The organism is Paenibacillus sp. sgz302148 (assembly GCF_056120465.1).
The window spans coordinates 1-19,532 of the sequence record NZ_JBVYOJ010000016.1 but is presented as its reverse complement, the minus strand read 5'-3'; the positions used below and the strand labels follow the sequence as shown (position 1 = coordinate 19,532).

Below are 19,532 nucleotides of genomic sequence, written 5' to 3'. Positions count from 1 at the left end.
TCATAGCTATACGACAAAATAAACGGCTGGCGCCCTTGCGGCACATTCGTTTAGCGGAAGGAAAAAAACGCGGACAAAAGGGCGGTTCGAACGATGGAATACCGTGTAATCCCACTGGAGGTAGAACACGCAGAGGCGATATGCAGCTGGCGTTACGAACCTCCCTATGATTTATACAACTGGGATAGCTGGGAAAAAATGCAGAGCGAGGGCGAAGAATTCGCCGACCCCGACATTCGGCGCGACCAGTATGCCGCGGTGATTAATGTGGACAATGAGCTTGTCGGATTTTGTCAATTCTTCCCTCTAAAAGGAGTCACCCGATTAGGGCTCGGAATGCACCCTGATCGATGCGGACATGGCCAAGGGCAGCAGTTCGTCTTGGCCATTGTGAAGGAAGCGCGCCGTCGTGCGCCCCACGACGAAATCGACCTTGAGGTGCTAACGTGGAACGATCGAGCGATTCGTACCTACGAAAAAGCCGGTTTTGAACGTACCGATACGTACCGCCGGATGACGCCATCGGGTATGGCACAGTTTCATTGTATGGTGTACCTGAAGGGTTAATCTCCTGTACCCAATGTTGAACGGTCACTGTCTGCTCGACGGTTTTATAAAGAAAAGCTGCGTCTCTGCCTATCGGCCGTATGCAGCTTTTCTTTATGCCCAATTTTCATTTCGGCGGGGAACGGAAAAGGATTCCAAAGAAATTTAACGAATTATACATAAAGTGGTAACCATCATTGTTATCGAGGGAGCAAGTGAGTATGAAACAGTTCGTACGATGTGTTAGATTGGCAATTACTACGTTAGTAATTTTATTCATGACGCATCTTTTTACCGACAATGCTTTTGCTTCACAGCCTGTCCAAGTTTCCAAAATATCCGGAAAAATGGCTTTGTTTCAAAACGGAACGGTTTGGGTTTGGGGAGATAATCCGTACGGTTCCGATGGAAGTACTTTTGAACCAAAAGGATTAAAGCAGCCAATCCAGATAAAAGAGCTGTCCGGGATTATCGATATCGCTAATGGAGGCGGGTTTTCCGTCGCCTTAAAGAAAGACGGGACTATATGGGCATGGGGGAGCAATCAGAACGGCACTTTGGGGAATGGCCAAAGCATCGAAACAGAAGAATCCGCATCCCCTCTGGCTGGACCAAAACCGTATAGCCAAAAGCCAATCCAAGTCAAAAGCCTTTCAGATGTCTCAGCGATAGCAACAAAAGGAGGACACCTGCTGGCATTAAGAAAAGATGGCACTGTCTGGACTTGGGGTCAAAATGGCGGAGGTCAATTGGGTACCGGCGAATCGGCCTTAATCATCCCGACTCCGCGGCAAGTTCAGGGTCTCCCGCCGATCAAAGCAATTTCTGCCGGATGGTTTCATAGTGTTGCCCTGGACGTTAACGGCGAAGTTTGGACTTGGGGGGAGAACCACTTCGGGAAAGCTGGTGACGGGACAGAAAGTGAAGACAAGAATACTCCAGTAAAGGTGAAAAACCTTACCGACGTAACGAAAATAATAGCAGTAGCGAACTGGTACAATATCGCCGTTAAGCAGGATGGTTCGGTCTGGTTTTGGGGCAAGAACAACGTGCTGTCCTTTAGTCATGATGCTACCGATAATCAATTGATACCTAAGGAGGTACCTGAACTTCGCGGAATTCGCGATATTCAGAGCAGCTATTACTTCACCCTTATTCTTAAAGAGGACGGTACGGTTTGGTCATTGGGCTATAACAAATTTGGTCAACTAGGGGATGGAACAAAGCGGGATCATATGGAACCGAATATGGTAAAAGTGTTGTCTGGTGTAATAGGCATTGAAAATGACGATGAGTCTGCTTTTGCACTGAAGAAAGATGGAACTGTGTGGGGCTGGGGAAGAAACGATAACGGCCAGTTGGGAAATAAAAACCGTTTCTTGTTCCTTACCCCGAGACAATTGATATTTAATGGAGAGACCCCTATTGTAAAGACTAACATTGAGGTTTTTGTCGATGACGTATTGGTTCCGCTCCATATAGCGCCGAAAACAATAAATGGTAGCCTGTATATATCGGCCGGGGAATTAGGCAAGAAGTTAGGCTATACTTCGTCTTATCAAAGCAAATCAAAGCTTTTGATGAAACTAGGACAAAAAACTATAGTTTTGGAAGATGGAAGTAAGAAGATATCTATAAATGGTAAAAATATAAACCAAGATAAACCTGTCATTGCAGCAGACAAAGAATTCTGGGTACCCGTCAATTCACTTTCATCCCTTTTTAAAGTTAAGGTTTCCTGGGAGAGCAAAAATCAGATATTATCCATAAAAACGAAGTAACGATTCATTAAATCATCCGCCATTTGGCGGATATTTTACATTACTATACCTTCAACTTCACCAATCTCAGATCTCAGTATCGCCGCACAGCCCCATATCCACTCTCCGTTGCCATACCTGCGAACGCAGCGTCTTCCCCTGTCTTCCCAGACGCCCTTCCGCCTGCCCGTCAAGCCTTATCCCCCGCTACACAAGCGGAAACAGCTCCTGCGCGAGCGCCCCCCGCGAACGCATCTTCATGCATTCGGCAATCCGCCTCGCAATTCGTTCGATCCCCGGGGCGATCCGCTCCTCCTCCACGGAGGCAATGCTTAACCTTAGCATATGCTCATGACGATATTCCGGCAGGAACATCCGGTCCGCATTCGCCACCCCGATGCCGTCCTGCTTCAGCAGCTGCACGATCCGTTCCGCCTTGACTTCCGGCGGCAGCTCCACGGTGATGAAGAACCCCGTTTCCGGCGTCGTATACGTCACGCCCTGCGGCATGAACGTGCTGCACGCCGCCAGAGCCTTCTGCATCTTCGAGCGATACAGCTTCTTCATCCGCTCCACATGTACGTCAAACAGGCCGCTGGACAAATAAATTTCCAGCGCCCCTTGCGACAACGCCCCGCTCGTAAGGTCCGCACACGCCTTGTGGCGCAGAAACGTCCCTTGCATCAGCTTCGGCACGACCGCCACGCCAAGACGCATTCCCGGCATCAACGACTTGGAGAAGCTCTTCAAATAAATCACGCGATCGGACGTATCATAGGCGTATAACGGGTCACTTTTGCCGTCCGTCTCCAAATCGCCCAGATAATCGTCCTCGACGATGTACACGTCGTATTGCTGCGCCAGCTTGACGATTTTTTTCTTATCCTCGTTGCTGTAGCTGTACCCGAGCGGATTGTGGAAGCGCGGCACCGTATAGAAAAACTTGATTCCGTTGTTGCGGAATGCATTTTCCAGATTGTCGAAATCGATGCCGTTTGCGTCGCGTTCGATGCCAAGCGTCGTCACCTGATGCAGCTCCGCTGAATCCAGCATGCCGAAATACGTCGGCTGCTCCAGCAAAATATTGTTTTTCCCGTTAGGAAAACTCATTCCTGCAAGCAGAAACAACGCCTGCTGCGAGCCCGATACGACGAACAAGCTGTCCGGATCGGCGAACACCTGAAGCTTCTGCAGATGCTTGGAAATTTGCTGGCGCAGCAGCGGCAGCCCTTGTCGATGGGTATACGCGAACAGTTCCGTCCTATACCGTTCGATGGCCTGATTAAGGCAAATTTGATACTCCTGGTACGGCATCGAGTCCGCGCTGGGCGTCGCCGACACAAAATCGAACACGCCCTCGTCTTCGCTACCCGCACCCCGCTTCTCTTGCGTCAACCCGCCAACGACAAAATAGCCGCTCTTCGGAACGGCGTATATGAGATGCTCCTTCTCCAGCTCGTCATAAGCGCGGATCACCGTATTCTTGCTGCAGCCGTACTGTTCCGACATGATGCGAATGGACGGCAGCTTGGAACCCGGCGCGCGGCGGCCGCCATCCATCTCCGCTTTAAGCTCGGCGATCAATTCCGAGTACTTCATCGCTCTCAACATTGCTTACTGTAACCCCTTATCTTTGCCGCTAGCTGAATACACCGCTTAATCTGTACCTGTACAGATTTCAAATTTTAACATGTACGCCCGCAAAGCAATCGTTTATACTCCGATTATAAGGGTACAGAACAAAAACAACAAGGAGGGTTTGCGTAATGGAGTGGACACAAAGGGACTTTTTCATAAGCGACGACTTATCGAGAATGGATACGAATGCAATCTACGCGATGCTGTCGGCCAGTTACTGGGCGGGCGACCGGCCGCGGCATGTACTGGAACTTGCCATGCAGCATTCCTTATGCTTCGGACTGTTTCGCGGCCAAGAGCAAATCGGGTTCGCACGGGTCATCACGGATCATGCCACCTTTGCTTGGTTATGCGATGTTATCATTCATCCGGACTATCGCGGCCAAGGGCTTGGCAAATGGGTGGTCGACTGCGTGCTGAGGCATCCTTCCGTTCAGGTGCGGACCTTCGGTCTTGGGACGCGCGACGCGCATGGGTTGTATGAGCAATTCGGTTTTAAGCGGCATGAAAACATGCTTCGCAGGCAGGAAGCTCCGGAAGCATGGGAAGAGTCGGATCAAGGCAAAAGCGGGTATATCGTAGGGGATTGATCTCGATACGTATGTTCCTGTGCGGCCAGACGGATCGGTCGCCGGGAGGCTTAGTTCCACTTCTCCCATATCATCGAATATCTCCAGAACAGATGCGTTCTGAACTGAAATCCCTTGAAATGCTTGGCGTAGATTTCCTTTAATTGGGCCGTAGTCATATATTCGTCGCGTCCGCCATGCTCATTCCACGCGTCGATCGATTCCTTCGATGGGCGCAACGTTCCGTTCTTGGACAAGGAATGCATCCAATGCAGCGGGGCGGCCACGATATTCATCGCATATTCGGACAGCTTCTTCTGCTTGTACAAATCCATAATGATCAAAACGCCGCCGGGCTTCAGCGCTCGCTTCAGACGGGGCAATATTTCATCCATATCCAAATGATGCAATACGGCAATCGACACGATGCAATCCAACGTATTCTGCTCGAGCGGCAAATCCATAATATCCGCGGCGACAAAATGAATGGTCCGGGACGAACCGTACTTGTCCATCGCCTTGCGGACCATGGCCTGCGATAAATCGACCGCAATCACCTGTCTCGACTTGGCTTCCAGCAGCTTGGAGAAATCGCCTTTGCCGCAGCCGACTTCCAGAACCGCACTGGAGCGGTCCGGCACGTTGCGGAGCAGGTAAGGGTGGTAATGTGCGTTATGATCCCAACGGACGTCCTCTAAAGCGGCTATTTTGTCGAAATCTCGACGGACGGTTTCCATATCGTTCATCTTATCTCACCTCGCACTGAATATATTCCTCTACAACTTACGCCCGAACTCTAGCTGATATTTATAGTAACGTCATGCACTTCCATTTTGTTGCAGCTTATATGATCATAGCACAATTATTGTTATAATCGGAACTTTACCCCTCTTATCGTAGCGTAATTTGCCATGAGATGTTACATAAACGTACGAAAACGTAGATATTCTTCGTTTTCCTCGATCTATCGCGAATCTTCTACAAATTAAGAGCATCCTCAGTGTACCATATTTTAGGAAGCTTGTAGAGATATTTTTTCCAAAAAAAGAGGGATGTGCTCAGCTTCTAGAGATGTGCGCAAACAAAAAGCAGCCTTCTCGGCTGCTGCTCATTGGATCATATTCAACAATTCATCCTGAGTGAATGCTTTCGCCCGTCCCCACTGAAGGACCCGGGTCATAAAGGGCTTGCGAGGGTCCTTCACATGATAAAAGCCGGGCACCCGCATGACGCGCGACAAATTGGCAATGACGGGATCGCCGCCGAATTTACGGACAAGCGCCCGCTGGATGTCCGTGAATTTCGCCGGATCGCCTCCCGCGATCGGCCAATACAAATGGAAGCCGCTATGCGTCTCGACGATCATGGCGCCTTGGAGCAGCCGGCAATATTTGATCCGGAACGCTTGCTTCATCTTGCGCACCCAGCGTTCCGAACGTATCGCAACCAGCTGGTATTCGCCGCCCCGATACTGCTGCACAACCGCGGATTCGAACTTCTCCCCGCTAACGCGCTCCAATTCCTTCGCCTTTTGCCATAGCCGTTCTTCTGACTCGGCGAATTCCACGAGCTTATTCAAATCAATATTGATAAAATGCGCTCGGACCTTCCGGATTTCTTCGTCCGTATCGCCTCCGGCGTTCACGACAACGTGGATTGCATACCCTTGCCTGTTTTTTGATTTGAGGTGGATCGTTTCCTTCTCGTTTGTCCGGAGTTTGATGAAATTCACGCGCTTTTCAATCGCCCGAAGTCTCTTGTAACACTTATAGGATGGCGCATCCACTATACCGTGCTGGGCGAGCCGATTTGCTTCGTGGACAAGGCAGAACCATATCGTTTCATCCGGTTTATAGCGGAGCTTGCGCAGAAATCTGTGAAATTGGATGGACCGCTGCTGCAGGTTTCGGCGCAACGCGCTTTTCCGATTGCCAACCAACGGATACCACGCTCCAATACGTCAATTTCGAATATCATCGTACTACTATATTCGCCTTTAACGTAATGGCGACGGTACATTCGCCCTCGTGTGCCCTGAACAACGAAGTCTTGTTGGCTCATGCGGCACCGCTTCCGCCGATTAGATCGTCCATTGGTCGTGTACGATCCCGACTAGCTTCCATCCATCCTTCGCTTCAATAAGCACAAGCCGCAGGCTCGCCCAATCCATCCCTTCGTATTTCTTGTCGAAACCGGGAAAGTGATATTCCACGAATATACTGCCTGGGTACGCCTCCGCAATATTGTTCAGCGAGTTGCCTGTGCCTACGATCGTATTGATCCCGACCTTGGGCGCTTTAGCGAAATCATGATCGTATACGAACTTCCCGTAATATTGGTCGAAAGTCAGCTTGATCGGTTCGCCCGAGCCGTCGTAGCTCCCCCAGACGTACGTCTCATCTCCTTCGGTCAGTTTCTGCAGCCGTTCGGCCGAAAACACGAGATCGTGCTTCGTATCGATCGTGCCGTATGGCGAAAAGCGTACGCCCGTCTTCGAATCGGCATAAGCGGCTAATTGCTTCATATCTTTGGACTTGATCGCTTGTAAAATCCGATCCGCCGTAGCTTTCGCCGCCTTCTGCTTCTCCTCCTTGCTTACGGATTTCGTCGGAGTCGGTTCGGCGGACGTATTGCCGGGAACATTCGTCGCAGCTTCCCCTTGGCCCGCCGACTTGGTACCCGCGCACCCCGTCAGCCCTGTCGTCATAAGCACTGTCAGCGCCGCGGCTATTGCGATACCGCGTACGCCTGTGCCGGATTTTTTCCATTGGCGTCCTTTCGTCCGATCCTTCACCATGTCGAATCCCTCCTTGTTACTCCATCTGACGACGGCACCGAACGTTTTGTTGCTCGCTTCCGCACCGCCGCACCTTTCCTATTTTCGCCAAAAAGAGGAGTTTCTCTCCGCGGCAGCGAATTCGTACGATTAGGTGATGTTTGCATGATGCGTATGCTGAATCAGCTTAGACTCCGCAAAGAAATCATATGGGCCGCCATTCTGTTCGCCATCCCGATCGGCATCGCGGCTTATTTGTATATGCCGAGCTATACCCGCTTCTCGGCTCTCGGCGAAATCGTTCCCGTACGCGAGGTCGGCGTCGAGGGAAGCGTCTATTTCACCTATGTGCGGGAAGGTTATGCACGCAACCGATTCGAGCTGTGGTCGCTCCGCCACGCGCTGAAGGGAGACATTCGTTTCGATCCGGCGGAACCGGAAATCGCGGATGAATACGAAGCGCTCGCGGAAGCCGGGGAAACCGAGCGGAACGAAACGATCCGCCATGCGCTGGAGTCCGCGGAGCAGACTGCGGCGGCGGAAAGCCCCAACGAGGAAGACAATGACGAGCTGGAACGTAAGGTGCGGCGGATCTCGGAGCAAGCCTCCCGATATTACGGCGATTCGCTTGGCCTAATGCTAGCCATCGGTTTGGCCGAGGAGTCCGAGGGCATCGACTTCTCGAACGGAGGCGAAACCGTCATCGCCGGTACCGGGACGCTGAATGCCGACCGGACCGTCGGCTCGATCCGCGACAAGCTGCTTACGGCGGAAAAAGGCGGGGCCGAGCTGTTCTTCGTTCCGAAGGACAAGGATCGGTTCGGATACGGGGTATTAAGCAACCAAGAAGAAGCGGAACAGGTTGCACGGGAAGAGCGGCTCCAGTTAAAGGTCGTTCCTGTCGGCACTCTGGACGAGGCGCTCGAATACTTGCGCAAGTCGTTCAGGTGAAGAAGAAGATGAATAAGGAGGCATTGTATGGATGCGAAGCTGAAATCGGAAACGGTGGGCAAACTGCTTCGTCTGTTGTTATGGCCCGGGTTGGCGTTGTCCGTGTACGACATCGGCTCGACGTCGGTATTCGGAGCAGCCACGGCATGGTACATCGATAATTTGTATCCGATTGACGGGTTCTTGAGCATTTGCAATTATGTACTGTATATTTTGACGGCTATTGTTTTCCTCGTGTGGCTCTACCGCCTGCACATGGATCTGAACGCCCTCTACCCGTCTTTAACGAGATCGCCGGGCATCGTGCTTGCTTCGTTTATCGTTCCGTTTTGGAATTTTTTCGGCGTCGCCCGAACCTTCCACATCGTCGGACAAACGTACCGCCATGAGCGGCCGGGCATTCCGGTGAAGGAAGCGCAGCCGTCCAAGAGCGACATTCGTCTCGGCCGAATCGGCGCACGTTTGGTTGCGGTCAACCCGCTGCTGTTCATTACGCTGTTCGGAACGAGCCTGCTCTCCCGCTGGGTGCAGCGGCAGGATGACGCGCCTTTCTCCAGCTTGCTGGCATTGTCGGTACTGGACGCCGGCAAATATGCCGTTTTTTTGATCCTGTACTATGGGGCAAGCCAAGGCTTGAAGCTCGCGGCCGAGCAAGCGCAGGAAAGGCTGCGGTGGCTTGAAGCGACGCTCGCCGCAGAGCCGGAAGCGGCAGTGGGGCATGCTCCCCCGCCCGATGGAGCGGAGAATTCACAAAAACTACCATGATGCCGTACGTACGGCGCTTCCAGTCGCGCTATACTGAACGTAAAACGGGAACTAACTGGCGTTCCTGCCAAGGAGGCGTTTGCGATCGTACAATTGCACAAAAACCGACTTCTTTATTTTGTTCTTGCCGGGCTGTTTATCGTTTCGTTCGATGTCGCTTTATTGCGTTCAAGCGACTTTAACGAATCGCCGAATTGGCTCAGTATCGGCATAACCCTCGATTTCATGCTCTTTGTTCCTTTCTTGTATTACTTGTTCGTTCTGCGTAATTCGAACCGAAAGCTCGCGGCGGCGCTGCCGTTCGTCATTCTTGGTTATTTGGCCGCCATGCTGCTCATTCCGGGTTCTCCGCCCGCCCTGAAATGGTTCGGATATGCGCTCGTTCCGTTCGAAGCCGCGCTAATCGTATACGGGCTGCTGCAGCTGCGAAACTGGAGGCGGCAATACCGCGCGACGCTGACCGAACAATCGGGCCACGTCGCCGATTCGCTGCTGAAATCGACTTCCGCAGCATTCGGCGGAGGGAAGCTTGCCGCTTACGCCGCAAACGAGCTGACGATCTTGTACTACGCTTACGCCTCCTGGAAAACGCGGAGATATGAGCGTGAGGGCACCGCCGCTTTTACGTATCATACGAATTCCATCTGGCCTTCCACGCTCCTGATCGTCGGCAAAATCATCGTGCTCGAAAGCATCGGCCTGCATTTCCTTATTTCCCAATGGTCGCATCTTGCCGCGTGGATGCTGACTTCAGGCGATGTGTACCTGCTCTCGCTGCTGATCGCCGATTACCGCGCCATGAGGCTGAACCCGGTGCTCGTAGGCAAGGAAACGGTTCGCATACGATACGGGCTGCGCATCCGAGCCGATATCCATATCGACGACATCGATTCGGTTGACGTGTCCCGCGAATATACGCTGTCCAAAGAAGAGCAGGATGGTGCCGTAACACCCGTTTTCGAAGCGCCCAACGTGCTCATTCGCTGCCATCGGCCCGTTGCAACGGCCGGTATGTTCGGCATTCGCAAAACGGTCAGCCATATTTATTTGAAACTAGACCAAGCCTCGGCTTTCCAAATAGAAGTCGAAACCGTTATGCAAAACCGCATGGAGCAGAATCGCCGGCAATAAATGAAAATCGCTCGCCTCAAGCCGTTTCGGCCAAAGGCGAGCGATTGTTATTTGTGCGAAAGACGCAACCCGATCAATAGCAATGAAACTGGTTGATCTGCTTCAGATCAAGACCGAAGTACACCCAGAACAGTCCGGTCCAGCGGTAGCCCGCAATCGAGTTTCGTCCGACGAAAGTAAGGTAAGCCCAGTACTGCTGCCCGTTTCGCTGCCAGATGTACACATACCGGTAAAGGCAGCCGGCTATGGCACCAGGGTCAACGGCATACAGCCCGGCTTGCGGCTGCTGCGGCGTAAACGCGGGAGGCGGTCCTGCCGGCGGACCGGATTGTCCGCCTCCTCCAGGAGGTCCTGGGGGTGGTGGCGGCGGAGTTCCTGGAGGTCCTGGAGGTGCCGGCGGATCAAAAGGAAACCCTGGGCCACCGCCTGGATGCCATGGTCTACCCGGCGTGCCGGTTACGCCAGGCATACCGGGGAAGCCGGGCATGCCAGGGAAGCCGGGCGTGCCAGGGAAGCCGGACGTACCGGGGAAGCCGGGCATGCCAGGGAAGCCGGGCGTGCCAGGGAAGCCAGGCGTGCCGGGGAAGCCAAGCGTGCCGGGGAAGCCAAGCGTGCCGGGGAAGCCAAGCGTGCCGGGGAAGCCAAGCGTGCCGGGGAAGCCAAGCGTGCCGGGGAAGCCAAGCGTGCCGGGGAAGCCAAGCGTGCCGGGGAAGCCAAGCGTGCCGGGGAAGCCAAGCGTGCCGGGGAAGCCAAGCGTGCCGGGGAAGCCAAGCGTGCCGGGGAAGCCAAGCGTGCCGGGGAAGCCAAGCGTGCCGGGGAAGCCAAGCGTGCCGGGGAAGCCAAGCGTGCCGGGGAAGCCAGATGTGCCGGGGAAGCCGGGCGTGCCGGGAAAGCCGGATGTGCCCGGAAAGCCGGGCATGCCGGGGAAGCCAGGCGTGCCAGGGAAGCCAGGCGTGCCAGGGAAGCCAGGCGTGCCAGGGAAGCCAGGCGTGCCAGGGAAGCTAGGCGTACCGGGAAAGCCGGGTGTGCCGGGAAAGCCGTGCGTGCCGGGAAAGCCGTGCGTACCGGGGGAGCCGGGTATGCCCAGACCGCCCGGACCCGGAAAACCTGGAGTGCCGATACTGCCCGGCTGGAAACCGGGGGCACCGATAGCGCCTGGACCTACCGGCCTTTCATAGGGATTCGGCTGGTCTAGCGGATCCCCGCTTATTTCCCATTGTTGCTGCGCTGTCATCACATATCGTCCTTCCTGATGTTTAGTGTTTACCATCGCCTACGCGAGCTCAACACCAATATATGTGATAAACACCCAGCGATTATGGGCTCCTGCCCGGGTGCCGCAAATATAATTCCGCGAATGCCCGTGTCGCGGAAGCCGGTTCCGGGCGATTGGCCGGTTCGGTCTCCGGATCTAGCTGCGGCTTGTCCGCACCGGTAGCTTGCGTCTGCGCCAGAGCCTATACCCTTTGCGGATCCAATTGACGGCGAAATCCGGCAGAGGCACCGGCCAGCGGGACAATAACGGCACGTACAGCCTGTAATACGCTTTTTTCATATCCGACCACATGGAACACGCTTCCTGCTGCAGGAAGTCGGAGACGTCGATCACTTTGCCCCGCCCGCCAGCGACCATAATATTTTTGCCGTGCATGTCCTGCGGAAATAATCCCCGTTCTTGCGCATATCGCAGCGCATCGTCAATATCGCGTATCACTTGCTCGGGAATGCGAATGCCAAGACGCAGGCAGTCGTACATCGTATTTCCGTGCAGCCGCTTCAGAATCAAATACGATTTGCCCTTGTCGGCATAATAACACGCCGAATAAGCCGGGTGTTCGCCCAGCTTACGATAAACTTCCGCTTCTTGCTCGAGACCGTGGCGTCCGGGCGCATACACCTTCACGGCAAGCTCCGGATGCTCCGGGTGGCATACGACGGCGGCGTAGTTGCCGGCGCCGAGCAGCTGCCACGGCTCCGGAACGTGAAGGACGCTTACCGGCTCGTGAGGATGGCGGCTATGCAGCAGCAGCTGCGGCAGAAGCCCGCCCTCCACGGCGCGTATCAGTTGTTCCACGGGCGCCGCCCTTCGTCGGACCACGCTTCGACCGATAAACCGTCCTCTACGGCAAATTCGAAATCTTCGACATCGTAAGCCTCGATCGGCACCTCGTTATCGATGATTTTATCGAGCATTTCGAACTGATCCGTCATGAGCGGCACTTTCTCATTGAACGCCGCCAAAATCAGCTCCGTTTCGATCGGATCGAACAATTCCCCGTACTGCGCGTTGTCGGCAGCGTTGACGATCGTAAACGTCACGGTATCGCTTACAGGCAGCGGCGGGCTTTTGCGCCATGGCGCCTGAAGCGCGCGCTCGACCTTCTTCTTATTGAACGGCTCTTCGAAGAAGGCGATCAGCTCCGCCATCTTCTGCCGTACATGCGCATCGTCTTCGATCTGCTGCATGACCGGCTCCTTGCTATCCAGCATTTCGTATAATTCCATCAGTGTAGAATACGGAATAATATATTCGACAGGCCGGCTCGGCTGCATTAAATGCCCGTAAGCTGCAATAAGTATAGCTTCGATCACAAATCGACGTTCCATCGCGTAGATTTCCCTTCCTTTGACTCTGTACTATCTTTTTACACATTATATCATAATTTTATAACAGGTCCGAGCAGACTCCTACCTCTAAGCTGCCAAATCATCAACTCCAGGCCGGTGAAGATTTTTCTATTAGTATAGTCTCTTAGTTCGCATTTGATTGGATGAATAGCAGGCTATCTATTAATTATTTTTAAGAATAGACGGATAGGTATAAAATAAAACCGCCGGAGTTTCCCCCGGCGGTTGCGATGGACTCTAGATCAAATCAAAATGCTCAATCCGCTCCAAAATTATCTCGACAATGCTTTCACGGCGTTCAAATGGCCGCGGCCGAACAAGTCGGAATCCCTCCCCGAAGCAGGGTCCGTCGCTTGGCGGTATAGCAGGTTCGCCAGCTTGTTTGGATCCATTTTGCCGTACTTGGCAACGAGCAGCGCGGCGACGCCGGATACTTTCGGTGCCGACATCGAGGTGCCGACGCTGTAATAATAACCGCCGGATTCGCTTGTGCTGAGGCAAAACTCTCCCGCATACAGCTTATTCGCGATATATTCCCCTAAACGGCCCTCTCTTTCATATTGGCTGTATAGCCTGGTATCGCCACCGACCGCGGCAATGTCGATAAAACCTGGGCCGTAGTTCGAATATTCCGCGAACTGGTCCCCTGGGCCGGTTGCCGATACGGTGACGATACCCGGCAGCGAGCCCGGCACCTGAATGCTCGCTCCAACGAAAGAGAGTCCGTCTTGGGCATACGTTTCGTTCAAGTAACGGGTAACCTCACGCGGATTCGCCGCGTTCAAAGCTTCATTGCCCGCCGAAGCGACAAGCAGCGTTCCGTGGTTCGTGACGTATTTGACCGCCCGCTTGTACGCGAGAAAATCGGCAATATCGTTGTCGAGCTGTGTTTTTACGCCGGTTTGCGGGTCGGTATAATAAATTTTGCCAAGCACGTCATAACCGCCGAGGCTCATCGACAGAATGTCGACGCCATCGTCGGCCGCCGCAATCATCGCCGCAAAAATCCACGCCGACTCGGCATACGATTTGCCGAACACGCGATAGGAGCGAATGCCCGTGTCGGGCGCCACGCCCAAAATCGCGCCGTTTCCGGCGATCGAGCCTGCGACATGGCTGCCGTGGCCTTCCAGGTCATCGAACGCCGCCATGCTGCCGCTCTCGTACGGCTCCGTTCCTTTATAGCCGCCCGCCGGGACGAAATTTTTGGAGCCCGGCATCAGGTTGCGCGCCAAATCCGGGTGATCGCGGTCGATTCCGGTGTCGACGATCCCTACGACGACGCGGTGGGAGCCTGTGCCGAGCTTGTAGCTCGCTCCGTCACCGGTAATGCGCTTCATATCCCATTGCAGATCCCACAATGCGGCGCTGCTTGTGCCGGCCGTGGCTGCGGGCAGCGGGACCGCAAGCTTTTTGAACTCGGGGATCTTCCAGGAGGCGGACGGGTTAACGGCGCTTACGTTGGAAATCCGTTTCATCCGCGACAGAACGCCGCTGTCGCCCCGCACCTGCGCAAAACCGATTTGCGGCACGGTATACACGATTTGTCCGCCGGCCTTGGCTACCTCGCTTGCGAAGCTGTTCGGAATGGCATTGTCATGGAACAGAACCGACACGGTATAGCTTCCGTTGCCTCCGTAGCTTCCGTTGTTTCCTTGCGCGGAAACGGCAGGTACAATACTGAATGCAAGTACAATTGCGAGCAGTAGCGCGAATAGCTTTTTCATAAGGTCCCCCCATTGATTTCAAGATCTGCTATGAAACTAGCAGTCTAGTATCTCTATCCTAGCAAATCCGTTCACAAAAGTTTGTCGAAGGGCGGGAGTGAAAGCGTTCTATTTTTGCTGGGACTTGTCGACCCAATTGAAGCGTTCGAAAAGTTCGGCGAGAAGGCGATGCATGCGCGCCGCGAATAAACGTTTTTCCTAGTTTTTCTTCAGACTCCTGACCGCATGGATCGCCACCCGGATGAGCAGAACGGCGCTGATGAGCAGACTGACGTACCCGAACATTTCGTAGTAGCGACCTGCGCCGGCGGGCGAACCGCCAGCCAAACTCAAAAGCCCGATGGCAATGCCGCCAAAAGCCATTCCGATCAGCGTCAGCAAAATTTGCGCCATCATGCGGGAGATGAACGAAGCATTTTCTTTGTCCGAGAAAAAGCCGACCTTCATCGTAAAATCGCCTTTTTCCAGCATCGACCCGATGTTGTCGAGCCTTCTCGGGAGCCGGCGTATCACCGGCAGCATGGAGATCAGCTCGTTCGTCGCCGTTTGCTTCAAATCGGTCACGCTGCCGGCATTCATAAAGTCGGCGGCGTATTTTTGCGCGAACCGTCTGGCTTCCTCCATCAGATCAAACTCAGGATTCAACTGCAGCATCGTGCCTTCCAGCGTAATGAGCGAGCGGAAAGCGCCGGCGACCATCGGGAAAAACGACAGCTCGAAATCGGCAATAACGCCGAACAGGTTTTGGACGAACGCTTCCGATCCGCCTCCGGAAGAAGCATATGAGGTCTGTATCAGCAATTGGCTGATCGCCTGCTCCAGCGCTTCTTTGTCGAGCTCTTGCCTTGGCTGGGTCAGCTGGAGCAGCGCATCCATGATGAGGTAGCTGCTCTTGCGTTCAAAGCCGACCAGCAGACGTTTGAGCGCATCCTGCTGCAGCGCCCCAAGCCTGCCAACCGAACCGAAGTCCAGCAAGGCGGGCGTCCCGTCCCTCAGGATGTATACGTTACCCGGATGCGGATCGGCATGGAAAATCCCTTTGAAGAAGATTTGCTCCAGCACGCAGTCGAACAGCTGGCGCTGCACTTCCTGCCGGTCGATGTTCAGTTCGCGAAGCAGCGCGGCGCCTTTCTTGACGCTGACTCCGTCCAAATATTCGATGACGAGCAATCTGGAGCTGCTCAGTTCCTGGTACACCTTCGGAATTTTCACCTTCGTTCGGCTATGCTCGAGCGATGCCGTCACTTGGGCGAAATTGCGAGCCTCGATCCGGAAATCGATCTCTTCCTTCATTGCGGCGGCGAAACCTTTGGCCAGCTCCAGCAGACCGATGTTCCGGGCCCAGTCCGATTTCTCGGAAGCCCACGTCGCGAAACGTACCAGAATATCCATATCCCGCATAATATTCGCCGAGATGTCCGGACGCTGAAGCTTAACGACAACCTCCCGGTTGCCGTCCTTCAGCACGGCCCGATGCACTTGCCCGATGGAAGCCGCAGCAAGCGGCTGCATATCAAAGGAGCGGAATAGGTCTTCCTTCGGTTTGGGCAGCTCCCGGGCCAATATCGCCTCCACCTGCTCGTCGGTCAGGCGGGTTACGTTCTCTTGAAGGTGGGACAACTGTTCAATGATCGGCTCCGGCAGCAAGTCGGAACGCGTCGACAGCACTTGCCCGAATTTGATGAACAACCCGCCGCACCGCTCCAGCGTCTTTCTTAGTGCAACGGCAAGCTTGCGGTCGGATTCCGGCGTTCTTCTGACCGTCAAATGTTTGCCTACCCCGTACCGTACGGCGGTGAAGAACACCTGCATGTACCGTCTTTGCCTTCTGCCCCAAGCCGCCATTCGCGAGAACGGGTTGCGCTTGTCCGTGAGCCGATCGCCCCGCTGTCCCAGCTTTACCGGATCGAACATCTCGAACATCAGGTAGAAGAGCATCGACACGACGACCATGCTGATCAGCCAAATAACGCCGTCCATCCCGAACTCGTCCGACGGATGATCGCGCAAAAAGGTGTACCAGTACACAACCGTCGTGATGATGACGCTGAAGACCGATGCCATGACTTGTTTGCCGAAGCTGATTTTCGTGCCGATCAGCCTTCCGCTGATGATCGTCATGATAATGGCCAATAAAATCAATTGAAAGTACATCCGCTCACCTCGCCCCAAAAAAATCATTGTATCGCGTGCCGCACATCATTCGATAATCGCGCCTTCTAGCGAGCAGCTTGGCGCTCCCTGACGGCGGGCGGACCGCATGGAACCGCATGCTTCGAGGGTGTCCGGCAGACTATACTTCGCGGATCGCTTTCCATGCGGCCAGCTTCTGCTCGAACGGTACCGTGAGCGCCGGGCTGGACGACGGCAGCCGGTGAAATGTGAGCGGCAGTCCGCTCACGCTGGATGCGGCATGCCTTAGGAACAGCTTCTCAGCCGCAGCCCCGTTGAAGAAGACATGCCGGATCTGCGGATGCGCGGCGAAAAACGCGGCGAAGTCGTTCGCCTGCTCCTGCCGGATGCGGCTGTCCAGGCTGCCTTCTCGCTCGCAGGAAGCGAGCACGTCCCATAAGGCGACGCCGTGCCGCCGAACAAAGTCGATCCGCTCGGCATACTCGGCATACTCCGCGTGCGGCATCTGACCGATGTTGCCACTGCCACTCTCGTGACGATCTCCCTCCCGTTCGCCGAACAACGTATAGATGAGCCGCCAGAAGTGATTACGCGGGTTGCCGTAATATTGCCCCAGCCGAAGCGACTGCTCGCCCGGCATCGTGCCTAGAATTAGCAGCCTGGAATTCGGGTCCGCAATCGGCGGAAAAGAAGATAACATCCCTCAGCCTTCCCCTTCGGCCGCACCGTTGAAAGTACGGTTAAATGCCGCAACGGCGGTAAAATCAAGCGCCGTCAACCCGCCCGCATGCCAAGACGTGATTCGCAGCGTCACCAGCTTATAGTCAATCGCGATAAACGGGTGGTGATTGAGCCGCTCGGCGATGTCCGCCACTTCGTTCACGAACGCGATCGCCTCCGGAAACGAGGCAAAACGGTATTTGCGGACGATCCATTTGCCGTCCTCCCGCTTCCAACCCTCCGCCTCCGGCAAGGCGAGATAACGTTCGATTTCGTCTTCGCTTAACTTGATATTTTGTCCGTCCATGGAGAGAAGCCTCCTTCGAAATCTATATTCTGTTATTCTCTTATGCTCTCAATATAACAATCGGCGGAACCTATGGCAATGTTCGCCAATATCTCGGTCTCTATCCGCTTCGGCTGCACTCTCAACCTCTTGAGTCGGCAGAAGAGAAGCTATCATTCGGAGCCTTCTCTACGATGAATGACCCTGCGTAAGATGAAGCTTTTATCGCCAATTCGAATTTAGGTCCTTGCGTTGCCTGCTGAAAACTTATAAATTTTATATTATTAACAAGTAGTAGAATGAGAGGAGGCAATCATTTTGGTAGAAAGAAATCACAAATCGCTCAAGTCGTTTACTCGCATTTTATCGATTCTATGTTCTAGCATATTTGTCATTCTTACGATGTTCACATCCGTCGGCACGGCCGCGGAACGCCAGACCACCATCCTGCTCGACGGGTATCCGCTCGCGTTCCCTGTCGAACCGCAAATCGTGCAGGGCAACACGATGGTGCCGTTCCGGGCCATCGCCGAGGCGCTGCGCATTACGGTGCAGTGGGAACCGAAGACGAAAACGATCACGGCGGTAAAAACAACCGATCAAGGAAAAAAGACCGTCCTGCTGCAATTGAACAATCCCGTCGCCAAGGTAAACGGAGAGGCCGTGCAGCTTCCGATGAAACCGATGGAGCGAAACGGCAGCACGCTTATTCCGCTCAGCTTCTTCAGCCGGCAGTTCGGCGCGCAGGTCGCCTGGGACGGCACGACCTCAACGGTGACGATCAAGTCGCCGACGGAGCGCATGTACAGCATGGGGTTTTACGCCCTCTCGTCCTTTGACGAAAGATCTCTGATCGAGCGATTCGATACGGTCTCCTTCGGCTGGTCGAGAATCGGCGAGGACAGTAAGCTGACCACGAAAGAGAAGCAGCACGGGTGGCCGAAGCCTGCGGGCGACATTACGCCCGAATCGATTGTCGCAGAAGCGCAAAGCGACGGCACAGCACCTTATCTGATGGTTTTTGCCTTAGACGGCAAAGGCGAGTTGACGAAAATGCTGGAAGATGAAACGCTGCGGGATCAAGCGTTGAACGACATTATGCAATTGGCGACGGACAAGCATTTTGCCGGTATCACGCTTGATTTTGAAGGACTCGGCCTAACCGGCGACAAGAAAAAAGCGCAGCAAAGCTACACTGAATTCGTCCGGCTGCTGGCAGAATCGGCTCATGCGAAAGGCTTGAAGCTGGCGCTTGTGCTGCACGCGCTCAACAGCTCCTACCAAGGCTACGATTATAAAACGCTCGGCACGATCGCCGACGAGCTCATCATCATGGCGTATGCCTATGAAGGCGAGAAGCAGCCGGAGCCGCTGAACCGCGTCGATCAGGCGATCAAGCTGGCGCTGAAGCAAACGGCGAAAAGCAAGCTCGTGCTCGGCATCTCGATGGGCAGCGAAAACGCGCAATCGGTCGTCGGCAAAATCGGGCTCGCCAAGCGCTACGACCTGAAAGGCATCGCCATCTGGCGTCTCGGCCTCATCGGCCAGCCCGCGGCTGAGCAAATCCAGCGCAGCGTGCTGCCGCTGCGGGCTTGACCTGCACCTCGCGGCGAGCCGCTCGGCTCCAGCGGCGGCCGGGCCTTGCATTCGTTCGAGCTGGCTGGCAAGCTGCGCGAGGTACGATTAAATCAGCTTTGCGAGCCGTGCCACCATGCCATAGTTGCACTAGAGCACCCGGTCTCAAACCAAATAAATGCAATAGTGCAGTTCTTTCAAGCCGAACATGATACGAGGGAGTTGAGTCTATATAATTGTGTAAAATGCTAGGTTCTCTAAAAAAGGGGGAGCCATAGGCAGAATCCTCGTTTAGAATGTAGTTGTCGAGACCCATTCAGAGGAGGA

The 19,532-nt window shown here is 54.3% G+C and carries 18 protein-coding genes; 7 read left to right on the top strand and 11 right to left on the bottom strand.

Annotated features, from left to right (window positions below; translation table 11 throughout):
• Window positions 1-93: 93 nt before the first annotated feature.
• Together AC0LWM_RS22270 and AC0LWM_RS22265 are read left to right on the top strand one after the other, a co-directional pair.
• Window positions 94-567, top strand: coding sequence for a GNAT family N-acetyltransferase (locus AC0LWM_RS22270; RefSeq protein WP_474677198.1), 474 nt, complete (start codon window positions 94-96; stop codon window positions 565-567).
• A 200-nt stretch (window positions 568-767) separates the two neighbouring features.
• Complete coding sequence (locus tag AC0LWM_RS22265) at window positions 768-2,327, top strand: RCC1 domain-containing protein (RefSeq protein ID WP_474677197.1); 1,560 nt, start codon at window positions 768-770, stop codon at window positions 2,325-2,327.
• 186 nt (window positions 2,328-2,513) lie between these two features.
• On the opposite strand, the gene AC0LWM_RS22260 is transcribed toward AC0LWM_RS22265, so the two are convergent.
• Window positions 2,514-3,917 (bottom strand): aminotransferase-like domain-containing protein, encoded by a 1,404-nt coding sequence (locus AC0LWM_RS22260; RefSeq protein WP_474677196.1) that lies wholly within the window; start codon window positions 3,915-3,917, stop codon window positions 2,514-2,516.
• A gap of 155 nt (window positions 3,918-4,072) precedes the next feature.
• On the opposite strand from AC0LWM_RS22260, the gene AC0LWM_RS22255 reads away from it, so the two are divergent.
• Window positions 4,073-4,534, top strand: a complete 462-nt coding sequence (locus AC0LWM_RS22255) for a GNAT family N-acetyltransferase (RefSeq protein WP_474677195.1) — start codon at window positions 4,073-4,075, stop codon at window positions 4,532-4,534.
• A gap of 50 nt (window positions 4,535-4,584) precedes the next feature.
• On the opposite strand, the gene AC0LWM_RS22250 is transcribed toward AC0LWM_RS22255, so the two are convergent.
• The 3 genes from AC0LWM_RS22250 to AC0LWM_RS22240 form a co-directional block, all read right to left on the bottom strand.
• Window positions 4,585-5,259, bottom strand: a complete 675-nt coding sequence (locus AC0LWM_RS22250) for a class I SAM-dependent methyltransferase (RefSeq protein WP_474677194.1) — start codon at window positions 5,257-5,259, stop codon at window positions 4,585-4,587.
• A 362-nt stretch (window positions 5,260-5,621) separates the two neighbouring features.
• The gene (locus AC0LWM_RS22245) at window positions 5,622-6,452 is read right to left on the bottom strand and encodes a DNA-primase RepB domain-containing protein (RefSeq protein ID WP_474677193.1); all 831 of its coding nucleotides are present in this window, start codon (window positions 6,450-6,452) and stop codon (window positions 5,622-5,624) included.
• Window positions 6,453-6,593: 141 nt separating this feature from the next.
• Entirely contained in the window at window positions 6,594-7,310 is a 717-nt protein-coding gene (locus tag AC0LWM_RS22240) for a hypothetical protein (protein WP_474677192.1), read from the bottom strand.
• 144 nt (window positions 7,311-7,454) lie between these two features.
• On the opposite strand from AC0LWM_RS22240, the gene AC0LWM_RS22235 reads away from it, so the two are divergent.
• From AC0LWM_RS22235 to AC0LWM_RS22225, 3 genes are all read left to right on the top strand, one after another.
• A complete protein-coding gene (locus tag AC0LWM_RS22235) occupies window positions 7,455-8,240 on the top strand; it encodes a hypothetical protein (protein WP_474677191.1) in 786 nt (261 codons plus the stop codon).
• 27 nt (window positions 8,241-8,267) lie between these two features.
• Window positions 8,268-9,005, top strand: a complete 738-nt coding sequence (locus AC0LWM_RS22230; protein ID WP_474677190.1) for a DUF4328 domain-containing protein — start codon at window positions 8,268-8,270, stop codon at window positions 9,003-9,005.
• Between the two features lie 93 nt (window positions 9,006-9,098).
• Entirely contained in the window at window positions 9,099-10,136 is a 1,038-nt protein-coding gene (locus tag AC0LWM_RS22225; RefSeq protein ID WP_474677189.1) for a hypothetical protein, read from the top strand.
• Between the two features lie 73 nt (window positions 10,137-10,209).
• On the opposite strand, the gene AC0LWM_RS22220 is transcribed toward AC0LWM_RS22225, so the two are convergent.
• The 7 genes from AC0LWM_RS22220 to AC0LWM_RS22190 form a co-directional block, all read right to left on the bottom strand.
• The gene (locus AC0LWM_RS22220; RefSeq protein ID WP_474677188.1) at window positions 10,210-11,370 is read right to left on the bottom strand and encodes a hypothetical protein; all 1,161 of its coding nucleotides are present in this window, start codon (window positions 11,368-11,370) and stop codon (window positions 10,210-10,212) included.
• A 177-nt stretch (window positions 11,371-11,547) separates the two neighbouring features.
• The gene (locus AC0LWM_RS22215) at window positions 11,548-12,210 is read right to left on the bottom strand and encodes a serine/threonine protein kinase (RefSeq protein WP_474677187.1); all 663 of its coding nucleotides are present in this window, start codon (window positions 12,208-12,210) and stop codon (window positions 11,548-11,550) included.
• The gene (locus tag AC0LWM_RS22210; RefSeq protein ID WP_474677186.1) at window positions 12,198-12,743 is read right to left on the bottom strand and encodes an ADP-heptose synthase; all 546 of its coding nucleotides are present in this window, start codon (window positions 12,741-12,743) and stop codon (window positions 12,198-12,200) included. Before AC0LWM_RS22210 ends, AC0LWM_RS22215 begins: the two co-directional genes overlap by 13 nt.
• Window positions 12,744-13,036: 293 nt before the next feature.
• Window positions 13,037-14,491, bottom strand: a complete 1,455-nt coding sequence (locus tag AC0LWM_RS22205; RefSeq protein WP_474677185.1) for a S8 family peptidase — start codon at window positions 14,489-14,491, stop codon at window positions 13,037-13,039.
• 198 nt (window positions 14,492-14,689) lie between these two features.
• Complete coding sequence (locus AC0LWM_RS22200) at window positions 14,690-16,645, bottom strand: ABC1 kinase family protein (RefSeq protein ID WP_474677184.1); 1,956 nt, start codon at window positions 16,643-16,645, stop codon at window positions 14,690-14,692.
• Window positions 16,646-16,784: 139 nt separating this feature from the next.
• Entirely contained in the window at window positions 16,785-17,324 is a 540-nt protein-coding gene (locus tag AC0LWM_RS22195; protein ID WP_474677183.1) for a DNA-deoxyinosine glycosylase, read from the bottom strand.
• Window positions 17,325-17,327: 3 nt separating this feature from the next.
• Window positions 17,328-17,651 carry a 4a-hydroxytetrahydrobiopterin dehydratase gene (locus AC0LWM_RS22190; protein WP_474677182.1) on the bottom strand — a complete coding sequence of 108 codons (324 nt, stop codon included), beginning with the start codon at window positions 17,649-17,651 and terminating at the stop codon, window positions 17,328-17,330.
• A gap of 381 nt (window positions 17,652-18,032) precedes the next feature.
• Between AC0LWM_RS22190 and AC0LWM_RS22185 the strand changes: the two genes are divergently transcribed.
• The gene (locus AC0LWM_RS22185; RefSeq protein WP_474677339.1) at window positions 18,033-19,226 is read left to right on the top strand and encodes a stalk domain-containing protein; all 1,194 of its coding nucleotides are present in this window, start codon (window positions 18,033-18,035) and stop codon (window positions 19,224-19,226) included.
• The last annotated feature ends 306 nt before the right edge of the window (window positions 19,227-19,532 follow it).